Genomic DNA, 19,968 nt, shown 5'->3' on the forward strand with positions numbered 1-19,968 from the left:
CGCGCCGTCGCGGTTCGCTCAGTCGTACCAGGCTGTCAGGGCCGCCAGGTGCCTGCGCATCCGGTGCCGGGCAACGCCTTCATCCCCGTCCAGGATGGCCTGCAGAATGCCGCGGTGCACGTGGGCCGCCTCGGCCGCACCCGCCGGGCCCGGCTCCGCCGCGGTCGGCGAGTTCGCCCGGTGGCGCGTCCAGAGTTCGGTCAGGATGCGGAGAAACAGCCCGAGTACGGGATTGCCGGACAGATCGGCCAGCTCGGTGTGGAAGGTGTCCGACGCGGCCGGGACGGGAGCTTTCCCCTCGCTCCGCGCGATGACCGCGCCGAGCCGGGCCGCCACCTCGGGTGCGTCCCGGCGCGCCATCACCCGCTCCAGCGTGCCCAGCTCGACGGCGTCGCGGACGGCGTGCAGATCCTCGGACGTGACGCCGCGGTAGTCGAGTGACAGCGCCATGCTCCGGATACTCGCGCCGGGATCGGGCGCGGTGACCACGAGCCCGCCGCCGGGGCCGCGGCGCATGAGGGCGACCGAGTGGTACTCGAGCAGCCGCACGGCCTCGCGCAGCACCGATCTGCTGACCCCTTGCCGCGCAAGCAGATCAGCCTCCGAACCCAGTACCTGCCCGACCGGCCAGCCACGGCGGGCGATCTCGTCCCGGATGCGCGCCGCCACCACCTCGGCGAGCTTCGCCTCCGGCTCCTCCAGCAGCCTCGCCGCTTTCCGGCCGCCACGACGGCCCCGGTGCGCCGGCAGCCAATCCGTGACCTCTTCCAGATGGCCGGCGGTGGCCGCCTCGGCCTTGCCGGTGTCACCGGCGATCACAGCGTCCACAATGGTCAGATGCGCGGAGTGCGCCTCGTCCTTGCCCCTGGCCACCTCTTCCTTCGGGACCCGGCCGGTGGCGTGCGCGTACCGCGCGGTGAGCCTGGCCAGCACGTCGATGAACAGGTGCAGCGCGGGATTACCGGACAGCTCACCGACGAGCACGTGCGGCACGTCCTGGGCGAAGATGCCGGGCTCGTGCCGGCGCTCGGTCTCTTCGGCCACCGTGCGCCGCAGGCGTTCGATGCCCGCCTCGCCGATCCGGGCCGCCGCCAGGCGCGCGGCCGCCGGTTCGAGAAGGCACCGGGCGTGCATCAGATCTTCGGCGGTGGTGCCGATGTACTCCAGGAAAATCACCAGCGCGCGGGTGGCCGGCCTGGCGTCGGGCGCGCGGACGAACAGGCCGCCGCTGGGGCCCCGGCGCATTCCGGCCACCTGGTGGTGCTCGATCAGCCGGACAGCCTCTCGCAGCACCGGGCGGCTGACGCCGTACTTCGCGCGGAGCTCCTGTTCCGAACCGAGCGCCGCGCCGACGGCCAGCCCCGCCGGATGATGTCGTCCTCGATCGACTGGGCCACCCGGGTGGCGAGTTTGCCCGCCGGCAGCACCGTTTCCGGCGCCGCACCGGTTCCGGGGGCCACCGGATCCTCGCGCACCGCGGCACCGGCGGCTGACCTCGGCACGGCGCCTCCTCGATCCGGCTTCCCGGGCACGTCCGTGCGGCTCAGTGTATTCGGTGTGGCCGCACCTGCCGGGCAGGTCACCGGCGGGTGGTATCCATCTAAATAATTTAGTCTCAGGTTCGCACACGACCGCGCAGTAGATGAGTATGCTTTATTCTGCCGCTGACGAACGGAGTGAACGTGGGGATCCGTGATCGGCTCTCGTCGCTGGTGCGCGAGGCGCCCGCCGAAACCGAAGCGATCGAGCACGACGAGACCTGGTACTCCTGGGGCTGGGTCCGGACCGTGGCCGCCGCGACCGCGAAACACCTGGAAGCCGCGGGGCTCGGCCCGGCGAGCCGGATCGGGATCGTGCTGGAAAGCAGGCCGGAGCACGTGGCGGTGCTGCTGGCCGTACTGGGCACCGGCCGGTGTGTGGTCACGCTCAGCCCGTTGCAACCCGCCGCCCGGCTCGCCGCGGACATCGCCCGCAGCGACCTGCCGGTGGTGATCGCCGGCCCGGAGATCTTCACCCGGGACGGCGTTCTCGAGGCTGCCGTCGCCGGTGGCCTTGCCCTCCAGGCGAATCCGTCCGGTGAGATCACCGGTCGCGGCGGTGCACCGGCGCCGGACGCGGCCACCGCCACCGGCGTCGCGATCGAGATGCTGACGTCGGGCACCACCGGGCCGCCCAAACGCGTCCGGCTCACCGATCGCCAGCTCGACAGTTCGCTGGTTTCCAGTGCGAGCACCCCGAAGAACGGCCGCTTGCTGAGCCGGTCCGTGTCGCTCGTGGCCACGCCGCTGGTGCACATCGGCGGTCTGTGGGGCGTGCTGGCCTCCCTCTACGCGGGCCGGCGACTGGCGCTGATGCCCAAGTTCGAGCTGGCGGGCTGGGTCAGCGCGGTCGAGCGGCACCGGCTGCGCGCGTCCGGGCTGGTGCCCGCGGCGCTGCGCACGGTGCTGGACGCGAACGTCCCCGCCGAGAAGCTGTCGAGTCTGCAGGTGGTCACGTCCGGTACCGCGGCCTGCCCGCCGGAACTGGCGGACGAGTTCCAGCGGCGGTACGGGATCCGGGTGCTGATGACGTACGGCGCGACCGAGTTCGCCGGTGCGGTCGCCGGGTGGACACTGCCGCTGCACGAGCGGTGGTGGTCCGGCAAGGCGGGCAGCGCGGGACGCGCTTTCCCCGGTGTCGAACTGAGGATCACCGGTGACGACGGTGCGGAACTGCCCGCGGGGCGGACCGGGCGGCTGGAAGTGCGCACGGCGCAGAGCGCCGCCGGGGACTGGACGCGGACGAGCGACCTGGCCTGGATCGACGAGGACGGGTTCGTCTGGATCAAGGGCCGCGCCGACGACACCATCGTGCGCGGCGGGTTCAAGGTGCAGCCGGAAACGGTGAAGAACGTGCTCGAAACCCATCCCGCGGTCCGCGAGGCCGCGGTCGCGGGACTGCCCGACGAGCGGCTCGGCGCGGTGCCGGTGGCGGTCGTCGAGCTGGCGCCCGGCCGGGATTTTCCCGGCGAGGCGGAGCTGAAGGCCTTGTGCCGTCAGCAGTTGACGCCGTACGAGGTGCCGAAGCACATCGTCGCCGTCGACGAACTCCCGCGGACCCCGTCGATGAAGGTGAGCCGGGTCGAACTGCTGGACCAGGTACGTGCGGCGCTCGAAGACTAGGATTCCGGCGAGGGAAGTGGTCATGGCGCGAATGCCCGTCGAGCAAGGAAAAATCCGCGAGTACGCGCTCGCGACGGCGAACGGCCGGCCGGAGTATCTCGACGACCCGCGTGCGCCGATCCCGCCGACGTTCCTGTCCACCGTGGTCTTCTGGGACGACCCCGCCCAAGCGTTGCGGGCGCCGGAGGCCGCCGCCGCACTGGCCGCGCTGGGCATCGAGCCCGACGTGCGGCGGCTGCTGTCGGCCGAGCAGGAATACGTGTTCCACGGCCCGCTCCCCCGCGCCGGCGACACCCTGGAGACCTCCGTGCGGTTCGATCGCGCCGTGCGCAAGGAAGGGCGGCGAGGGCCGCTGCTGTTCATCCATTTCACGATCGAGTTCCGCGACCAGGCCGGCGCGCTCGTCGCGGAGTGCCACTACACCTCCGCCTACGTCGCCGAGCCGGGAGCCACCGCATGAGCGTGCCCGGCGAAGTGGGAGCGCGGCTGCCCGTACGCCGGTTCGGGCCGGTGGGCATGACCGACATCGTGCGGTACCAGGGCGCGAGCGGGGACCTGAACCCGATGCACCACGACGACGAACTCGCCCGCTCCGCCGGCTATCCCGCGGCGTTCGGGGTCGGCATGCTCAACGCCGGTTATCTGGCCACGTTCTGCACGGACGTCTACGGCACCGAAAGCGTCCGCCGGTTCCGCTCCCGGTTCCGGGAACTGGTGTGGCGCGGCGACATCCTGACCGCCACCGGCACGGTGACCCGCGTCCGCACCGTCCGCGGCGAGCGCAGGGCCGAACTCGACCTGCGGCTCACCACCGGCAACGGCACCATCGTCGTCGAAGGCACCGCGGAATTCGCCCTCTGATACCGCGCCGGCGCGGGCGTTCTACCTTCGGCGGTAGAGCGCCTCCTGCGTCAGGCTCGCGCCGAGGACGCCTTCGCGAGTGTGGACGCTGCCCGTATACCAGCCGCGACCGCCGCCGACGGTGTGCGGCACGAGGTCGAGCAGCACCCAGTCGTCCAGCCGGATCGAGCGGTGGAACCACACCGCGTGATCCAGCGTGGCCCCGGACTGGTACGTCTCGTCGTGCAGCGGGGCGAGCCCGGTCGAGATGTCCGACAGGTACGTCAGTGCCGCGGCGTGCCACAGCGGTTCCTTGGGCAGCTGCAGCGTGACGCGGGCCCAGAACCTGGTGGGCCACGGACCGCCCGGGTACGGCTGGGCGGGCAGCCTGCCTTCGAACGACGTGAGGCGCGGCAGGACGAACGGGGGAAGCTCATCCGGGGCACCGGCGGACGGCACCGGCTCGACCTGGTGATCGGCCCCGTCCTCGGCGGCCTGGAAGGAGGCGGACATGTTGAAGATGACCTTGCCGCGCTGGATCGCGACCACCCGGCGAGCCGAGAACGAGCGGCCGTCGCGGTCCCGGTCCACCCGGAACACCGTCGGGTGGGAGGCGTCGCCCCCGCGCAGGTAGTACCCGTGCAACGAGTGCGGCAACCGCCCGTCCGGCACGGTCGCGCCCGCCGCCATCAGTGCCTGCGCGGCGACCTGGCCGCCGTAGAGCGCCAGGGGATCGTCGAAGACGGCGTTGGCGCGGAACAGATCCCGCTCGATCGGCTCGAGTTCGAGCAGACCCGGCAGGTCGGCCTCCGGGTACCCGGGATCCACCGCCGCCGTCACCGGCACTCCCGGACCGGAGCCCGCCTTTCCATGCCTGCGGTGCGCTCTTGCATGGTCACTCCCCTCACAGGCCGAGACCCTAGCGCCCGGCACCCGGGCACGAGACCACCCTTGTGCTCCATATTACGGAAAGAGTTTTATGAACCATTGGATCTATACCCGAGTCCGCTCATCGTGGAGGTAACCCTGATGGAGATGTGGGAACTGGTGGCCAGGGAGGAAGTCCGTAACACCATCGCGGGCTACAACCATGCCGGGGACCGCGGACGGCTGGCGGACCTCGCGGCGACCTTCACCGAGGACGGCGTGCTGCACCTGGAGGGCCGCGAGCCCGCCGAGGGGCGCGAGGCGATCGTGCGTTTCCTTTCCGGCGTGGTCGCCGAGGGTTCCCGGACCGACGACCGCGGGGAGCGGAAAATCGTCCGGCACTTCGTGGCCAACGTCGCCTTCGAACACACGTCGCCCACCGAGATCCGCACCGCGGCCTACTTCGTGGTGTTCAACGCCCACGGGCCCGACCACTGGGGCCGCTACCGCGACCGGCACGTGCCCGGCGACGGCCGCTGGCTGATCGCCCACCGGTACGTGCGGGTGGACGCCATCGCCGAGGGCTCGAACTTCGCCGGCTGAGCCCGCCGGCCCGCCATCACGGTCGAGCCAGGTTTAATCAGTTAATCTATACTCGCACTCAGCCGGAGTCGCCTGGGAAGGGATCACTGTGGACCTCGAAACGCTGGAGTTCTCCCTCAGCGATCACATCGCGACCGTGACGCTCAACCGTCCGGACAAGCTCAACTCCTTCAACCAGACCATGTGCGACGAGTTCACCCGGGTCTGGGCCCGCGTCCGCGACGACGACGACATCCACGTGGTCGTGCTGCGCGCGGCGGGCGATAGGGCGTTCTGCACCGGCGTCGACGTGAGCGGCAAGCTCGCCAGCGCGGGCCACCCGAACATCTGGACCCAGCAGGACCCGGGTGTCCAGCTCTCCCCCAAAATGAACCAGGTCTGGAAACCGGTGGTGTGCGCGGTGCACGGCATGGCCGCCGGCGGCGCGTTCTACTGGATCAACGAGTCCGATCTGGTCATCTGCTCCGAGGACGCGCAGTTCTTCGACCCGCACGTGACCTACGGCCTGACCGCGGCCCTCGAGCCCATCGGGCTCGCCCGGCGGGTCCCCCTCGGCGAAGCGCTGCGGATCGCGCTGCTCGGGCTCGACGAGCGGATGTCCGCCGAACGTGCCCTGCAGATCGGCCTGGTGACCGAGATCGTGCCGCGGGACGAACTGTGGCAGCGCGCCAACGAGCTCGCGCGGATCATCGCGGCGAAGCCGCCGGCGGCGATCCAGGGCACCGTGCGCGCGATCTGGGAGTCGCTGGACGCCACCCGCTCCCAGGCGCTGCAGACCGGTCTGATGTACACCCAGCTCGGCAATCCGATCGGTACCGCCGAGGTGGACCGCGCCACCGTCGCGCGGCCGAAGCCGATGATCCGCTGACCACCCGCGACTTCGCGTCCGGCGGCCCGCCCCGCGCACGGAGGTTTACCCTTTACGGTTGAAGCGCCGGCGGGAAAAAGGAGGCGGCCGCGTGCCGGTTGAAGTTTCGGAGGAGTCACGGATCATCGACGCCGCCTACCGCTGTCTTGCCCAGAGCAACGGCGAAGGCGTTTCGATGACCGACATCCTCAGCGCCGCCGGGCTGTCCACCCGCGCTTTCTACCGGCATTTCGAATCCAAGGACGCGCTGCTGCTGGCGATGTTCCGGCGCGACAGCGACCGGCTGCACGCGGAGCTCGACGCCGCCGCGCGCTCGACAGCCTCGCCCCCCGAGGCGCTGCGGGCCTGGATCGAGGGGTACCTGCGGCTGACTGCCCTGCCGCGCCGCCGGCAGCGGGTGCTCATGCTGTCCTCGGCGGAGCTGCTCAGTGCCACCGGCTACGCCGAGGCCAGGGCGCAGACGATGCGCCGGCTGCAGGAGCACATCGCCGGGATCCTCCGCCAGGGACAGGCCGACGGCTCGTTCCCGTGGACCGACCCCGAACCCGACGCCCAGGCCATCAGGGCGACCCTGACCGAGGCGTTCGCCGAGCGGATGAGCGGGTCGGCGCGGACGTCCGCGGCCACCGCCGCGGCGCAGGTGACCGATTTCGCCTTTCGCGCGCTCGGCGCACGCGGCCGCCGCTGACCCGCCGGAACGGCGGGCCGCGGCGGCACGTCAGCGGACGGAGAAGCCCGCGTCCAGCGGCAGCTGGATACCGGTGATGTACTTCTGCTCGTCGTTGACCAGCCACGCCACCGCGTTGGCGATGTCCTCCGGTTGCAGGATCGGGATCGGCAGCGCGTTCTGCATGGTGGACATGTCCGCGTCCGGATCGGCCATCAGCTTCTGCATGGCCTCGTTCATGACCATGCCGGTCGCGACGCCGGTCGGGTGGATGGTGTTGACCCGGATCCAGTCCGGCGCCAGGTCGTTGGCCAGCACCTGCATGTACCCGACCAGCCCCCGTTTGGCGGCGGTGTAGGCCTGCTGCCCGGCCTGCGCGCTGCCGGTGCCCTTGAGGCCGGCGCTGGAACTGGTGATCACGATCGACCCGCCGCGCCCCGCCGCGCGCATCGCGGGCAGCGCGACGCGGATCGTGTGGAAGGCGCCGGAAAGGTTGGTGTCGATGATGTCGTGCCACTCCTGCAACGGATCCGCTTCCGGCGTGAGCCGGACGATGCCGGCGTTGGCGACGATGATGTCGACCCGCCCGAACTCGCCGAAGCCTTCGCCGAACGCGGCTTCGAGCGCCGCGTAGTCCCGGATGTCGGCCTGGCGCGCGACGATCCGGCGGCCCTGCTCTTCGACCAGTTTCACCGTCTCGTCCAGATCCTCTGGCGAGGCGTTCGGATAGTCCATAGAGGACACATCGGCGCAGATGTCGACCCCGATGATGTCCGCGCCGTCGCGCGCCAGACGGATGGCGTGCGCGCGGCCCTGTCCTCGTGCGACGCCGGTGATGAACGCGACGCGGCCTTCCAGTGGTGCGGTCATTTCCGGCTCCTTCAGACGGTGGCGATGTAGACGTTCTTGGTTTGCAGGAACTCGTCGAGGCCCGGCTTGCCGCCCTCTCGTCCGTACCCACTCTGCTTGTAGCCACCGAAGGGCGCGGAGGGCATCACCGGCACGAAACCGTTGACGAACACGCTGCCCGCCTCCAGCCGTGCCGCGACCCGGTGCGCCCTGGCGGCGTCCTTGGTCTGCACGAACGCGGCCAGCCCGTAGGTCGATTCGTTCGCCAGCCGGATGCCTTCCTCCTCGTCGTCGAAGGGCAGCACCACCAGTACGGGGCCGAAGATCTCCTCCTGCGCGATCCGGCTGGAGTTGTCCACGTCGGCGAGCACGGTGGGCTTGACGTAGAACCCGTCGGCCAGCTCCCCCGCCGCGCGCTCGCCGCCGGTGACGACGCGGCCGGCACCGGAGGTCCGTGCCTCGTCGATCATGCCGAGAATGCGTTCACAGGCGGCGGAACTCACCACCGGACCGACCACATTGGACGGATCGAGCGGGTCGCCGACGGGCAGCGCCTCGACGGCCGCACGCAGCCGCTGCACCACCTCGTCGTAGATTTCGCGGTGCACGATCATCCGGGTCGGCAGCGCGCAGCCCTGACCGGACATCAGCCCGACGGTGAAGCCCACCGCGAACGGCACCGTCGCGTCGAGGTCGGCGTCGGGGAACACCAGGTTCGCCGATTTGCCACCGAGTTCGAGCGCGACCGGCTTGAGCGTGGGCTGTGCCGCCTCCAGGATCTTGCGGGCTGTCGCATGGCCACCGGTGAACGAGATCTTGCCGACGTCCGGGTGCCGCACCAGCCGGTCACCCGCCTCCGGCCCGCCGGGCAGGATGTTGAGCACGCCCGGCGGCAACCCGGCGTCCTCGATCAGCTCGGCGAACCGCTGGATCGCGAACGGCGCGAGTTCGGGCGACTTCAGCACCACCGTGTTTCCGGCCGCCAGCGCGGGCGCGACCTTCATCGCGACCGAGATCATCGGGCCGTTCCAGGTGATGATGATGCCGACCACGCCGTAGGGTTCGGCCAGCGTGTAGTCGACCCCGCCGGGGACGCCGGGCACGACGGTGCCTTCGATCTTGTCGGCCCAGCCCGCGTAGTAGCCGAACCAGCTCGCCGCGACGTGGTGCCCGCCGGTGGCCAGGCCGACCGCGGTACCCCCCTCGGCCGCGGCGATCCCCCCGAGTTCGGCCGCGTGCTCCTCGATGATCCGCTCCAGGCGCAGCAGCGCCTTGCGCCGTTCGGAGCCGGGAAGATCGCGCCACGCGGGGAAAGCCGCCTTCGCCGCCGCCACCGCCTTGTCGACTTCGGCCGCACCGGCCAGCAGCACCGAACCCTGCACCTGCCCCGTCCGCGGGTCGATCTTGTCCATCGCCCCGCCCGACGTGGCGTCCAGCCACTCGCCACCGACGTAAAGCCTGGCTGTGCCGAGGCTCGCCGGGGTAACCGTTGCTGTCATGGGAAATCCTCCTACAGAGCGAAATTCGAGCCCAGGCGCGCGCCCGGGGTGAATGTGACGGGCAACGAGATCCAGCCGTTGACGACGGCGATCGTCGGATACGGCTGGGCGTGTGCGGTGTCCACGACGTAGTCCGGGAGCCGGCGCAGCACTTCTTCGAGCACGACCCGGAACTCCAGGCGTGCCACGTTCGAGCCGAGGCAGCGGTGGATGCCGAGCCCGAAGGACTGGTGCCGGTTCGGATGCCGGTCCAGCACCACGTCGTCCGGCCGGTCGAAGACCTCCTCGTCATAGTTGGCCGAGGACCAGGACAGGAACACCCGCTCACCCGCGGCCAGTGCCTGCCCGCCGACGGTGCACTCCTTCGTGGTCGTGCGGGCAAGCCCGGGCACCGGGCTGAAATAGCGCAGGAACTCTTCGGTCGCCGTGGGAATCAGGGCGGGATCGGCGCGCAGGCGGTCGCGTTCGGCCGGGTTGTGGTGCAGCCATTCCAGCGCGCTACCGATCAGGCTGCCCGTGGTGTCCACGCCACCGAAGATGACCAGCGTGATGATCTCGATCAGCCGCGCGTCAGTCATCTTCTCGCCGTTGACCTCCGCGTGCACGAGCTCGGAGATCAGGTCGTCCTTCGGCTCGGCACGCCGCGCGGCGATGGTTTCGTTGACCTGACCGAGAATTCCCATGATGCCGGCCATCGCCGCGTCGTGCTCCGGCGAGCCGGGCAGCGTGTGCACCAGCGCGTGCGTCACGTCGGAGACCGTGCGCCAGCCGGTGGTGGGCAGGCCCAGCAGCTCCAGGGTCAGGATCGCCGGGACCGGCGACGCCAGCGCGCTGACCAGATCGGCCTGGCCGGACTCGACGAAGTTGTCGATGCAGAAAGTGGTGACGTCCCGCAGGTACGGCTCCCACCGCTTGACCGACGCGGGCGAGAAACGGCCGTTGAGCAGCTTGCGGTAGTCGAAGAACTCGGGCGGGTCCATCTCGATCGGCACCTGCCGCAGCGGACCGGCCGGGATCGTCGCGCCGGTCCGCGAACCGTCCGGAAGTTCCTGGTAGGACGAGAAAGTCTCGTCGTCACGCGCCACTTCGGCGATGTCGGCGTACTTGCTCAGCACCCAGAAGCCGCCGTGCGCCTCGGTGTGCGCGACGGGGCACTTGCCGCGCAGCGTCGAGTTGATCTCCCGCCAGTCACGGGCGTACGCGCCGGAGTGATGATCGAATTCCGTCGTTGTCACAAGACACCTCACTGGGAAGGAACGTCCGATATGGACGGAGAAGGGTCAAACCCGGAGTTCGATGGCACGTTCGGGACAGCCGGCCTCGGCGTGTTCGGCGCCGGCCTCCAGCCCGGCCGGGACAACGGCGGCCGACACCACGGCGTGACCGTCTTCCTCGCTGAGATCGAACAGCTCCGGCGCGGCCATCGCACAGAGGGCGTGGCCCTGACAGCGCCGGGCATCCACGGCAATGCGCACGCGATCCTCCTTGATCGGCTGCGGTAACCTGAGTCACACAGTATTACGGACGAGCCTCGTCCGCAACGACTTGATCCAAAGAATATAGATCCGGGAAGATCAGCACATGAACGCCGCCAAACCCGCCAGGGGCCGCCCGCGCGATCCCGCACTGGAAGAGCGGATCCTCGCCGCGGCGATGGACACTTACGCGCGCACCGGCTGGGCCGCCTTCACGATGGACGCGGTCGCCCAGTGCGCCGGCGTGGGCAAGTCCGCGCTCTACCTCCGGTGGTCCAGCAAGGAAAAGCTGCTCGTGGACGCGCTGGAGAAGCACTCGGCCCCGGTGCTGGCGCCCGACACCGGCGCGCTGGAGACCGACGTGCTGGCTCTGGCGACAGCGCTTCTGCGGTACTTCCTCGACCCCGCGGGCTGGGTCGCGGTACGGGTCACGGTCGACTCCGCGGTCGAGACCGTCGCGTTCGGGCACATCCGCGACCGCATCGTGCGGATGCACAACGAGGCGGCCTCGGACATGGTCCGGCGCGCGGTACAGCGCGGCGAATTTCCCGGCGACGAACCGGTTCAGCCGTTCGTGCAGGCCCTCTACGGCGCCGTCCTGATGCACGTGCTGACGCTCGATCCCGATGGCAGGGAGCACGCCAGGGCCCACCTGGAAGACCACATCACCCCGCTGGCCCACTTCGTGCTCAACAGCGTCCGGTGGGACGGCACGTACGGAAGCCGGGGAAGCACCGGACGGCGGCCGGCGGGATCCGGCCGTCGCCGGTGAGCGGCGGCCGCACTTCGGTCTCCTCAAAGCGGTTTCAGATCACTGACGAGCCACTGGCCGCCGACGAGCCGCATCGTCAGCTGCAGCCTGCTGCCGTCGATCTTGGGTGCGGTCAGCTTGATGCTGCGCGTGGTCTGGTTGACGAACAACAGCGCGACCGCCTCGTCCGCCGACGTGCTCACCAGGCCGGATCCCGCGATCTCCGCCCGGGTGTCGATCTGGTCCTGTTTCGCCGCGGGGGCGACGACCCCGGACGCGAGCTGCGCGAAATCGTCCTGGAACTTCCCGGTCAGCCGGGTCTTCGCGCGGGCGAGATCGTCGTCCACCGTGCGGAAGTCGTACGACAGCACGTCGACCACGTCCTTGCGGGCCGCGTCGAGCGCGGCCTGACCCGCGGCCTCGTTCGCCTGGTGTTCCCGGTGCTGCCACCAGAATCCGCCGGCGACGCCGGCCAGTGCGAGCACCACCACGGCCCACGTGCTGAGCGCGATCCGGCGATGTGCCGTGACAGGCCGGATCACGGCACGAACTGCATACCTGAGACGAGCCATCGGTTGTCCTTTCGGTCCAGATCGACGGTGATCCGGTACTGCCGGGTCTGGGGGCCGGCCGCCTGGGCGTTGCTGACGCTCGAGCTGAGCGCCAGCTGCACGCGGGCGGTGTCGGCGGTGAGCTGGTCCACCCCGGCGGCTTCCACCCGCCCGGTCGAGTCGACCTTGCCCTGGCGCACCACGTCGCCGAAGGTCTTGGCGATGCCTTCGAACTGACGCTGGAAGTCGCCGGTCGCGCCGGCGGTGAGCGCGGCCAGCTGGGCGTCCACGTTCTGGCCGTTGACGGTCAGCAGGTTCACTGCCTGCTGACCGGCGACCTGGACCGCTTCGGCGCGCAACCGGTCCTGCTCGTCGTCCGCCCTTGTCCGCAGGAAGAACAACACCCCGGCGCCGATCGCGGCGAGGGTGAGCACGGTGAGGCCGCCGACCGCGGCCCGGAGCCGCCAGTTCCGCGGTTTCCTTGGCTTCTCCGGGGTTTCCGCGCTGTCCGGGCTGTCGTCGGCTTGATCGTCCGATGTGGACTCCGGGGACTCTTCGGCCTCCTGCACGTGATCGTCCGGTGTGGACTCTTCTTCGTCCTCCGGACGGCTGCGGGGCCGAGGGCTCGGCCGTTGCCGCGTCGGTACTTCGGTCATGACACTCCTTTCACGGGGCGAGGGTCTGCCGGATGAGGTCCTGCCACGTATGCGGCAGCGGGCCGTTCCGGGCCAGGTCGGCCAGCTGGTACAACTTCCCGTCGGGCGCCTGCACGTCACCGGTGTCCGGGTCATAGGTGACCGCGACCGGCTGTGGCGCGGCGCCCGGCACGGTGACCCGGTCGAAAATCAGCCCACAACCCGCGGCGGTCGCCGCGCGCTTGGCCGGGTTGTTGGGACACGGGTCGTTACGCGCGCCGCGCACGACCCGAGGATCGTTCTGCGGGACCTTGCAGTAGGAGTCCTGCGGGATCGGCGCCGGGCTCAGATCGTTGGGGTCACGATGTTTCCCGGCGTTCTCGAAGCCCGCGGTACAGGTGGGCGGATCGTTCACGTTCAGCTTGAAGTCCAGCTTCGCACTGTCGATGCCACCTTCGATGTCGGGATGCCGCGGATCGCCACCCGCCGACTGCATCTCCAGGATCGTGGCCGGAAGGACGGTCAGGACGTGCTCGATGCCGGGCAGATAGGCGGTGGTCACCCGGCCGACGGTGGCCAGGTCGGCCAGCAGCACCGGCAGGGTCGGCCGCAGATCGCCGAACAGCCCGTCGAGCTGGTCCGCGGCCGGGGCGCCGTCGGCGATGAGCCGCCGGATGGTGCCGTCGCTTGCGGCCAGCTGGCTGGTGAAGGACCTCAGATCACGCGAGTAGGACTGGATCTGCGGCGCGAGCTGCTGCTGTGTACCCAGCACCGGAACGAGGTGGGAGATCAGGTCGAGGGTGGGCTTCAGGTTGGCGTCGGCCTTGTCCTGGAACTGCATCGCGGTGTCCAGCAGCCGGGTCAGGTCCTCGCCGGAGCCGTTGAAGGCCTTGTACAGCTCGTCGACGGTGACGTTCAGGCTCTGCGCGGGCACCGACTTCGCGAACCGGTCGACATCGTCGAGGAGGTTCAGCGTGGCCACCGGCAGCCGGGCCTGCGTGCCGTCGATCTTCGCGCCGTCGGCCAGCACCGGGCCGCCTGGCAGCGGGCTGGCCGGCACGAGGTTGACGTACTGCTCGCCGACGGCGGAGGTGCTGTGCACCTCGGGCACGACATCGGCCGGAACCGGATTGCCGTCTTCGATGGCCAGGTCGATGTCGGCACCGGACCGGACCGCCCGTACCCCCCGGACCCGCCCGATCTCTACGCCGCGGTAGGTGACGATCGCGTTCGGGTAGAGCCCCGCGGCGTCGGGCAGGTTCAGCGAAACGTGGTATTCCCCCGCCCCGAACTGTTCCGGCAGCCGCACGTAGTACACCCCGACGAGCACCAGCGAAACGATCGTGACGAGTACGAACACGGTCAGCTGGGTGCGGATCATCCGGCTGAGCATCAGTTACCGCCTCCCAGCAACGGGTCCAGCAGCCCGCCCAGCACGCTGCCATGGCTCGGTGCCGGAGCATCCGATGTGGACGGTTGCGGTGCCGGCGCCGATGACCCCGTCGGCTCCGGGGCCGCGGGCGTCGCGGGTGATTGCCCGAAGATCGGCGGCGTGATCGGCGCCGGCGCCGGCGGCTGCAGTGGTGACAGCAGCGGGTTCACCCCCTGCAGGCTCGCCGCCGACGGCAGCACCCCGTTCACACTGGTCAGCAGGCCGGCCAGCGGGGTGCCGGTGAGGAACATCCGGTCCACCTCGGGCAACGTGAAGTCCAGTGTGGCGAACAGGTTGATGTAGTCACCCCGGAACGCGCGCTTGATGGAACCGATCGTGAACGGGAAAGTGATGCCCTCGAACGATTCGGGCAGGTTCCGGCCCGCGTCGGCCAGGCCCTTCAACGCGGGTTGCAGGTTGCGCAGGTTCGCCACCAGCCCGTCCTGCGAGCCCTTCAGCACCTGGTCGGCGACCGTGCCGAAGTCGGAAATCGCCTGCATGGTGCTGACCAGGTTCTCGCGTTCGGCGTTGAGCGACCGCAGGCCGGGCGGGATCGTGTCGAGCGCCTTCGTGAGCGTGTCGTTCTCACCGGCGAGCGTGCCGGCCAGATTGTTCAGGTTGTCCAGCACACGGACGAGGTCGTCGCGCTGGGCGTTGAGGCTGCCGGTGAACGTGTTCAGCTGGTCCAGCAGACCGCGGTAGTCCGACTCATGCCCGCCCAGTGCCTTGTCGAGCTCGGTGTCGATGGTGTGCAATTGGTCCAGACCGCCACCGTTGAGCAACAGGGACAGCGCGGAGAGCAGTTCTTCGGTTTCCGGGTAGCGGCTGGTGCGGTCGAGCCCGACCGTGGCGCCGCTCGCGAGCTGACCGGCCGGCGGGGCGTCCGCGGGTGCGTCCAGTTCCAGGTATTCGGCTCCCAGCAAGCTTTTCTGGCCGATCCTGGCGACCGCGTTCGCGGGCACCTTCGTCCCGGGATCGAGCCCGACGGTGACCTTGGCGGTCCAGTTCTCGAACTCGATCCGCCGCACCGAGCCGACGGTGACGTCGTTGACCTTCACCTCGGAGTTGGGCACCAGGTTGGCCGCGTTCGCCATCTGCACGGTCACGTTCAGCGCGTCACTGCCACCGCCTTTGGCGAGCGGCAGCGGTTGCGAATCGACCCCCGCGAACCCGCATCCGGCGGTGCTGAAGGCGAGCAGCGCCACCGCCACGCGTCGTCCCCTCATCCCGCGCTCCCCTGTGTCATCAGCTGCTGGAACCCGTCCATCGCGGCGGGTGAGCCGGCCGGGGGTTCCGGGCCGGGGCGTGCGACCACCATGTTCGACCGGCCGTTGCGATCCACGGCGTCGACGCCGAGCGGGATGTCACCGGAGATCGTGACCAGCTTGGCCAGCGGGCCGAGCGCGTTCTGGCAGTCCTGCGGGCTGCCGCCGAAGCTGTAGATCGCCGAGCACACGAACATCGCCGGCGCCTGCAGGTTCGCGGTGGTCAGCACGCCGTTGAGCGAACCGTCGAGCGGGTCGTAGATGTTGTAGAAGTTCGACAGCGCGGTCGGCGCGAAATGCAGTGTGTCGGCCAGCTTCTGCCGGTCCTTGGCGAGCACGTCGGACAGCGGCTGCAGGTCCTTGACCGTGTCCGAGAGGGTCTGCCGATTGTCCTTGAGGAAGCCGGTGACCTGCTCGAAGGCGCTGTCGAGGCTGTTCAGCGCGGTGCTGAGCTCGTCGGAGTCGCCGTTGAGCAGACTCGCCACGCTGGCCAGCCGGTGGTTGAAGTCGACCACCTGGGCGTCGCTTGTGGACAGTGCGTCGACGAACACCTGGAGGTTGCGCACGGTGGCGAACAGGTCGTCGCCGCCGTCGTTGAGGGTGGCCATCGCCTCCGACAGCGAGCGCAGCGTCTGGTTCAGGTTGTCGCCCTGCCCGTCGAGGTTCGCCGCCGAGGTGTTCAGCAACTGGCTCAGCGCGCCCTGGGAGTTGGCGCCCTGCGGCCCCAGCGCGTTGGACAGCTGGTCCAGCTGCTGTTTGATGTCATCCCACTCGACGGGCACCGCGGTACGGGACACCGGGATCGAGGCACCGTCCGCGAGCTGCGGGCCGCCGCGATAGACCGGCGTCAACGTGAGGTCCCGCACTGGCACCACCGACGGCGCCATGATGATCGCCTTGGCGTCGGCGGGCAACGGATGGTCTGCGTCGTAGGAGAAGTCGACCCGCACCTGCCCCGGCTCCGGCGTGATCGCGGTGACCTTGCCGATGCGCACGCCGAGCAGCTGCACGTCGTCGCCGACGTAAAGGCCTTTGGCCTGGGTGAAGTACGCGGTGCCGTTGCGCTGTGCGCTGCCACCGAAGACAACCACCACACCGGCGGCGACCAGTCCGGCCACCACCAGCACGACGGCGATCCGGAACACCTTGCCGGACAACGGCATCACGAGCCTCCCGTCTTCGGGAACACGGGCTGCTGGTCCGGCGGCGAGGGCCGGTCACCGACGCCGGGCGGGCCGGGCTGCGCCGGCGCCGGCTGCCCGTAGCCCGGGGCCTGCCCGACGCCGAACAGCGACGGCAGCAGCGGAGCCAGATTGGTCGGCGCCAGGTTCGCCAGGTAGGCGTAGAAGAACGGGCCACCACCGACGGCTTCACCCAGCGACCGGCCGAACGCCCCGATCAGCTGGATGGCCTGGTCGATGTTGCCGACATTCTTGTTCAGCACGGCCAGCGCCGACTGCAGCTGTTGCAGCGCGGGCCGGAGGGTGGCGTTGTTGTCCCGGGTGAACCCGGTGAGCTGGTCGCCGGCCTGGCTGATGCCGACCAGGAGCTGGTGAATGGTGTCGCGGCGGTTCTGCAGCTCCTGCAGCAGCGAGCTGCCGTCCGTCATCAGCTGGGTGATCTCCGCGCTGCGCTGGGAAAGCACACCGCTCACCCCGCTCGCCCTGGCGAGCACGTCCCGCAGCGCGCCGTCGCGCGAGGCGACCGTCTGCGAGAGCCGGTTCACCCCGTCCAGGGCCGCCCGCAGGTCCGGTGGGGTACCGGCGAACGTGTCGGACAGAGTCTGGAATGACTGCGCGAGCTGCCGGGTGTCGATCTGGCCGGTAGTGGTCGTCAGGTCGGCCAGCGCCTGCGTCACGTCATAGGGCGAGGTGGTGCGGCTCGGCGGGATCTCCGAACCCGGTTCGAGCTCCCCCGGCCCTTCGGGGTCCAGCGCCAGGTACTTCGTGCCCAGCGCGCTCTTCGTCTTGATCGACGCCCCGGTGGCCTGTCCGAGGCGCACGTCCTGCACGGTGAACGAGACCTTCACGTGATCGCCGTCCAGGTCCACACTGGACACCGAACCGACCCGGTAGCCGGACACCAGCACGTCGTCGTCCGCGTGCAGCCCACCGGCTTCGGCGAAGGCGGCCGTGTAGCTCGTGCCCACGATCATCGACCCGATCGAGCCCACGTTCAGCGCCACCGCCAGCAACACCGCGAGGCCGGCCGCGCCGAAGATCCCGACCCGGGTCTGGTTCATCTCGGAGAACCGTTTCATCACTGGCCCTCCTGGAACGAGCAGCGCGGGGACGAGGTGTCATACATCCGCGGCAGCAGTACCGGCTGCCCGTCGGGACCGCTGATCTTCACCTGGAGCCCGCAGAGGTAGAAGTTGAAGAAGGAGCCGTACGCCCCGCCGCGCGAGGTGAGCTGGATGAGGCTCGGCACCTGGCTCAGCGAGTAGTCGACGAAGTCCGGCGCCTGGTTGAGCGCGTTCGCCACCCGGCCGGTCTGGTCGATCGCCCCCTGGAACTCGGGCCGCAGCGCCTGCAGGAACGTGGTCGCGGTCGAGGCGAGCTCGCTCGTGCGCAGCAACGAGTCACCGATCCTGGCCCGGTCGTTCGCGAGCCCGCTGACCAGCTGTTGCAGCTGCACCAGCAGATCGGAGAACTCGGCGCGATGTGAGTCCACAGTGGACAACACGGTGTCCAGGTTGCCGATCAGGTCACCGATCATCTTGTCCCGGTCGGCCAGCGTCGAGGTCACCGACGCGACGTTGGCGAGCAGGCTGCTCACCGAGCCGGACTCGCCCTGGAACACCGCGATGATCGAGCTGGAGAGCTGGTTGACCTGATCCGGGTCCAGGCCGCGCAGCAACGGCTTGAACCCGTTGAACAGCTGGTCGAGGTCGAGCGCCGGCGCCGTCCGCGACCGCGGGATCGTGGCGTCGGCGGCCAGCGGCGCGGCCGTGCCCGTCCCCTGCGTCAGGTCCAGGAACCGGTCACCGGTCAGGTTCTTGTAGCGAACGGTGGCCCGCGTTGTCGTGGTGAGTGGCACCGTTTTGGCGGCGGTGAAGGAAACCAGCACCGTGTTGTCGGCCTGCAGGCTCACGTCGCCGACCTGGCCCACGGTCACCCCGGCGGCGCGGACGTCGTCGCCCGTCTTCAGACCCGAAAGATCACCGAAGACGGCGTGGTAGCCGGTGTCGTCGTCGAACCGGAAGTTCCCGATCGCGACACCGACCCCGGCGGTCAGCACACCGAGGATCGCGACGAAGGCGATCACCTTGACGAGGTTCGCGGTCTTGCTCATTTACCGCTCACCCCGAGACTGCCCAGCGTCTGCGCGGCGAACGGGCCGAACAGCTCGGTGAAGAACCGCACCGGCGGATCGCCGGCGGACACCGTGTCCTGGTTGCTGGAGTAGACCTTGGTGCCGTCGTCGAAAACGTACCTGGGTGCCGGGAGCTGGTCGTCGCGGACGTAGGGCAGCTGGTAGCAGTCCGGGCCGAGTCCGGTGACCAGTTTCGGCAGGTCGCGCGGGTACTGGTAGCCCTGCTGGCCGGGTTTGAACGCCACCGAGCCCTGGATCGCCGGAAGCTGGTTGCCCATCGCCAGGTTGACGCGCTTGCGCGCCTCGTTCAGCCCGTCGATCGTGCAGGTGAACTCCGGCGCGTACTCGGCGAGCAGCGCGGTGGTCGGCTCCAGCGAGCCGATCGCTTCCATCAGCGGTTCTCCCGCCTGGTCCAGGAAGTTCTCACCGTCGGCCGCGGTCCTGGTGAAGTCCAGCAGTACGGCGTGCAGCCCGGCTTGGGTCTGTGTCAGGGTTTTGCTCGTCACCGACGCGTTGTCGGCCAGCCGCAACAGATCGGGCGCGGCCTTCGAGTAGGTGTCCAGCACGTCGGCCGAACTCGCCAGGTCGGTCTGCAGAGCCGGCAGCCTGGGGTTGAGCTTGTCCAAATAGGAATTGAGCTGCCCGACGTACTCGCCAAGCTGTGAGCCGCGCCCGTCCAGCGCCCTGGCCATTGCACCCAGGGCGGCGTTCAGCTTCGCCGGCTGCACGGCGGTCAGCACGTTCTGCAGCGCGGCGAACACGTCGTTGACCTCCGTGGCGACCTGCCTGGTGCGCAGCACATCGCCCGCCTCGATCGGTTGCGCGACCGGCCCGTCGGGCACGTCCAGCAGCACCGACTTCGGGCCGAAGACCGTGTTCGGCGCGATCGTCGCGGTCGCGTCGCCGGGAATGAGATGCACCGCGCCCGGGTCGATGGCCAGTGACAACCGCGCGCCGGTCTCACCCTCGGGTGCGATCGAACGGATCTCGCCCACCGGCACCCCGTGCAACCGCACGTCGCCGCCGGGCTCGGTGAGCAGGCCGGAACGGTCGGCTTCCAGCGTCACCATGACCGCGGGGGTGAACTTCTGTTCGTAGGAAGCCAGGCCGAGCGTCACGACGGCGGCCACGAGCACGATGCCGACGGCGCCGTAGACGCGCCGGCGGCCGGCGGAAGGCAGGGACTGCAC

General features: G+C 69.7%; 22 protein-coding genes. 7 read left to right on the top strand and 15 right to left on the bottom strand.

The features are described from left to right. Nucleotides 1-18: 18 nt before the first annotated feature. Both VHD82_RS25680 and VHD82_RS25685 read right to left on the bottom strand, forming a co-directional pair. Nucleotides 19-1,293: a FadR/GntR family transcriptional regulator gene (locus VHD82_RS25680; RefSeq protein WP_325709087.1), complete on the bottom strand. Its 1,275-nt coding sequence runs from the start codon at nt 1,291-1,293 to the stop codon at nt 19-21. Beyond that, the gene (locus tag VHD82_RS25685) at nt 1,269-1,502 is read right to left on the bottom strand and encodes a hypothetical protein (RefSeq protein WP_325709090.1); all 234 of its coding nucleotides are present in this window, start codon (nt 1,500-1,502) and stop codon (nt 1,269-1,271) included. Before VHD82_RS25685 ends, VHD82_RS25680 begins: the two co-directional genes overlap by 25 nt. Before the next feature lie 180 nt (nt 1,503-1,682). Here VHD82_RS25685 and VHD82_RS25690 point away from each other — a divergent pair, with 180 nt between their 5' ends. Genes VHD82_RS25690 through VHD82_RS25700 form a run of 3 tightly spaced genes read left to right on the top strand, consistent with a single transcriptional unit; the run spans nt 1,683 to nt 4,022 of the window. Further along, nucleotides 1,683-3,161: a class I adenylate-forming enzyme family protein gene (locus VHD82_RS25690; RefSeq protein WP_325709093.1), complete on the top strand. Its 1,479-nt coding sequence runs from the start codon at nt 1,683-1,685 to the stop codon at nt 3,159-3,161. Between the two features lie 22 nt (nt 3,162-3,183). Next, a complete protein-coding gene (locus VHD82_RS25695; RefSeq protein WP_325709096.1) occupies nt 3,184-3,621 on the top strand; it encodes an FAS1-like dehydratase domain-containing protein in 438 nt (145 codons plus the stop codon). After that, complete coding sequence (locus VHD82_RS25700; protein WP_325709099.1) at nt 3,618-4,022, top strand: MaoC/PaaZ C-terminal domain-containing protein; 405 nt, start codon at nt 3,618-3,620, stop codon at nt 4,020-4,022. Before VHD82_RS25695 ends, VHD82_RS25700 begins: the two co-directional genes overlap by 4 nt. Nucleotides 4,023-4,043: 21 nt before the next feature. Here VHD82_RS25700 and VHD82_RS25705 read toward each other — a convergent pair whose 3' ends face one another. Further along, nucleotides 4,044-4,841 (bottom strand): acyl-CoA thioesterase, encoded by a 798-nt coding sequence (locus tag VHD82_RS25705; protein ID WP_325709102.1) that lies wholly within the window; start codon nt 4,839-4,841, stop codon nt 4,044-4,046. Between the two features lie 189 nt (nt 4,842-5,030). Here VHD82_RS25705 and VHD82_RS25710 point away from each other — a divergent pair, with 189 nt between their 5' ends. The 3 genes from VHD82_RS25710 (at nt 5,031) to VHD82_RS25720 (ending at nt 7,027) form a co-directional block, all read left to right on the top strand. After that, nucleotides 5,031-5,471: a nuclear transport factor 2 family protein gene (locus tag VHD82_RS25710; protein WP_325709106.1), complete on the top strand. Its 441-nt coding sequence runs from the start codon at nt 5,031-5,033 to the stop codon at nt 5,469-5,471. A gap of 88 nt (nt 5,472-5,559) precedes the next feature. Further along, nucleotides 5,560-6,339, top strand: a complete 780-nt coding sequence (locus VHD82_RS25715) for an enoyl-CoA hydratase/isomerase family protein (protein ID WP_325709109.1) — start codon at nt 5,560-5,562, stop codon at nt 6,337-6,339. A gap of 91 nt (nt 6,340-6,430) precedes the next feature. Continuing rightward, nucleotides 6,431-7,027: a TetR/AcrR family transcriptional regulator gene (locus VHD82_RS25720; RefSeq protein WP_325709112.1), complete on the top strand. Its 597-nt coding sequence runs from the start codon at nt 6,431-6,433 to the stop codon at nt 7,025-7,027. Between the two features lie 30 nt (nt 7,028-7,057). Here the strand turns inward: VHD82_RS25720 and VHD82_RS25725 are convergent, their stop codons facing one another. From VHD82_RS25725 to VHD82_RS25740, 4 genes are read right to left on the bottom strand one after another with little or no spacing between them, the layout of a single operon-like run. Beyond that, a complete protein-coding gene (locus VHD82_RS25725; RefSeq protein ID WP_325709115.1) occupies nt 7,058-7,876 on the bottom strand; it encodes a mycofactocin-coupled SDR family oxidoreductase in 819 nt (272 codons plus the stop codon). A gap of 11 nt (nt 7,877-7,887) precedes the next feature. After that, on the bottom strand, nt 7,888-9,354 hold the full coding sequence (locus VHD82_RS25730) for an aldehyde dehydrogenase family protein (protein WP_325709118.1): 1,467 nt from the start codon (nt 9,352-9,354) through the stop codon (nt 7,888-7,890). A gap of 11 nt (nt 9,355-9,365) precedes the next feature. After that, nucleotides 9,366-10,589 carry a cytochrome P450 gene (locus tag VHD82_RS25735; RefSeq protein WP_325709121.1) on the bottom strand — a complete coding sequence of 408 codons (1,224 nt, stop codon included), beginning with the start codon at nt 10,587-10,589 and terminating at the stop codon, nt 9,366-9,368. A 45-nt stretch (nt 10,590-10,634) separates the two neighbouring features. Continuing rightward, on the bottom strand, nt 10,635-10,829 hold the full coding sequence (locus VHD82_RS25740) for a ferredoxin (RefSeq protein ID WP_325709124.1): 195 nt from the start codon (nt 10,827-10,829) through the stop codon (nt 10,635-10,637). Between the two features lie 106 nt (nt 10,830-10,935). Between VHD82_RS25740 and VHD82_RS25745 the strand changes: the two genes are divergently transcribed. Further along, complete coding sequence (locus VHD82_RS25745; protein WP_325709127.1) at nt 10,936-11,601, top strand: TetR/AcrR family transcriptional regulator; 666 nt, start codon at nt 10,936-10,938, stop codon at nt 11,599-11,601. 23 nt (nt 11,602-11,624) lie between these two features. Here VHD82_RS25745 and VHD82_RS25750 read toward each other — a convergent pair whose 3' ends face one another. From VHD82_RS25750 to VHD82_RS25785, 8 genes are read right to left on the bottom strand one after another with little or no spacing between them, the layout of a single operon-like run. After that, nucleotides 11,625-12,122: a hypothetical protein gene (locus VHD82_RS25750; protein ID WP_325709129.1), complete on the bottom strand. Its 498-nt coding sequence runs from the start codon at nt 12,120-12,122 to the stop codon at nt 11,625-11,627. Further along, nucleotides 12,119-12,787 (bottom strand): hypothetical protein, encoded by a 669-nt coding sequence (locus VHD82_RS25755; protein ID WP_325709132.1) that lies wholly within the window; start codon nt 12,785-12,787, stop codon nt 12,119-12,121. The genes VHD82_RS25750 and VHD82_RS25755 overlap by 4 nt, the downstream gene beginning before the upstream one ends. 10 nt (nt 12,788-12,797) lie before the next feature. Further along, nucleotides 12,798-14,147 carry an MlaD family protein gene (locus VHD82_RS25760; RefSeq protein WP_325709136.1) on the bottom strand — a complete coding sequence of 450 codons (1,350 nt, stop codon included), beginning with the start codon at nt 14,145-14,147 and terminating at the stop codon, nt 12,798-12,800. 11 nt (nt 14,148-14,158) lie between these two features. Further along, complete coding sequence (locus tag VHD82_RS25765) at nt 14,159-15,424, bottom strand: MCE family protein (protein ID WP_325709139.1); 1,266 nt, start codon at nt 15,422-15,424, stop codon at nt 14,159-14,161. Further along, nucleotides 15,421-16,626: an MCE family protein gene (locus VHD82_RS25770; RefSeq protein ID WP_325709142.1), complete on the bottom strand. Its 1,206-nt coding sequence runs from the start codon at nt 16,624-16,626 to the stop codon at nt 15,421-15,423. Before VHD82_RS25770 ends, VHD82_RS25765 begins: the two co-directional genes overlap by 4 nt. Beyond that, nucleotides 16,626-17,723 (bottom strand): MCE family protein, encoded by a 1,098-nt coding sequence (locus VHD82_RS25775; RefSeq protein WP_325709145.1) that lies wholly within the window; start codon nt 17,721-17,723, stop codon nt 16,626-16,628. The genes VHD82_RS25770 and VHD82_RS25775 overlap by 1 nt, the downstream gene beginning before the upstream one ends. Beyond that, complete coding sequence (locus VHD82_RS25780; protein WP_325709148.1) at nt 17,723-18,757, bottom strand: MCE family protein; 1,035 nt, start codon at nt 18,755-18,757, stop codon at nt 17,723-17,725. The genes VHD82_RS25775 and VHD82_RS25780 overlap by 1 nt, the downstream gene beginning before the upstream one ends. Continuing rightward, nucleotides 18,754-19,968 (bottom strand): MCE family protein, encoded by a 1,215-nt coding sequence (locus VHD82_RS25785; protein ID WP_325709151.1) that lies wholly within the window; start codon nt 19,966-19,968, stop codon nt 18,754-18,756. Before VHD82_RS25785 ends, VHD82_RS25780 begins: the two co-directional genes overlap by 4 nt.

The organism is Amycolatopsis sp. (assembly GCF_035546795.1).
Lineage (GTDB): Bacteria > Actinomycetota > Actinomycetes > Mycobacteriales > Pseudonocardiaceae > Amycolatopsis_E.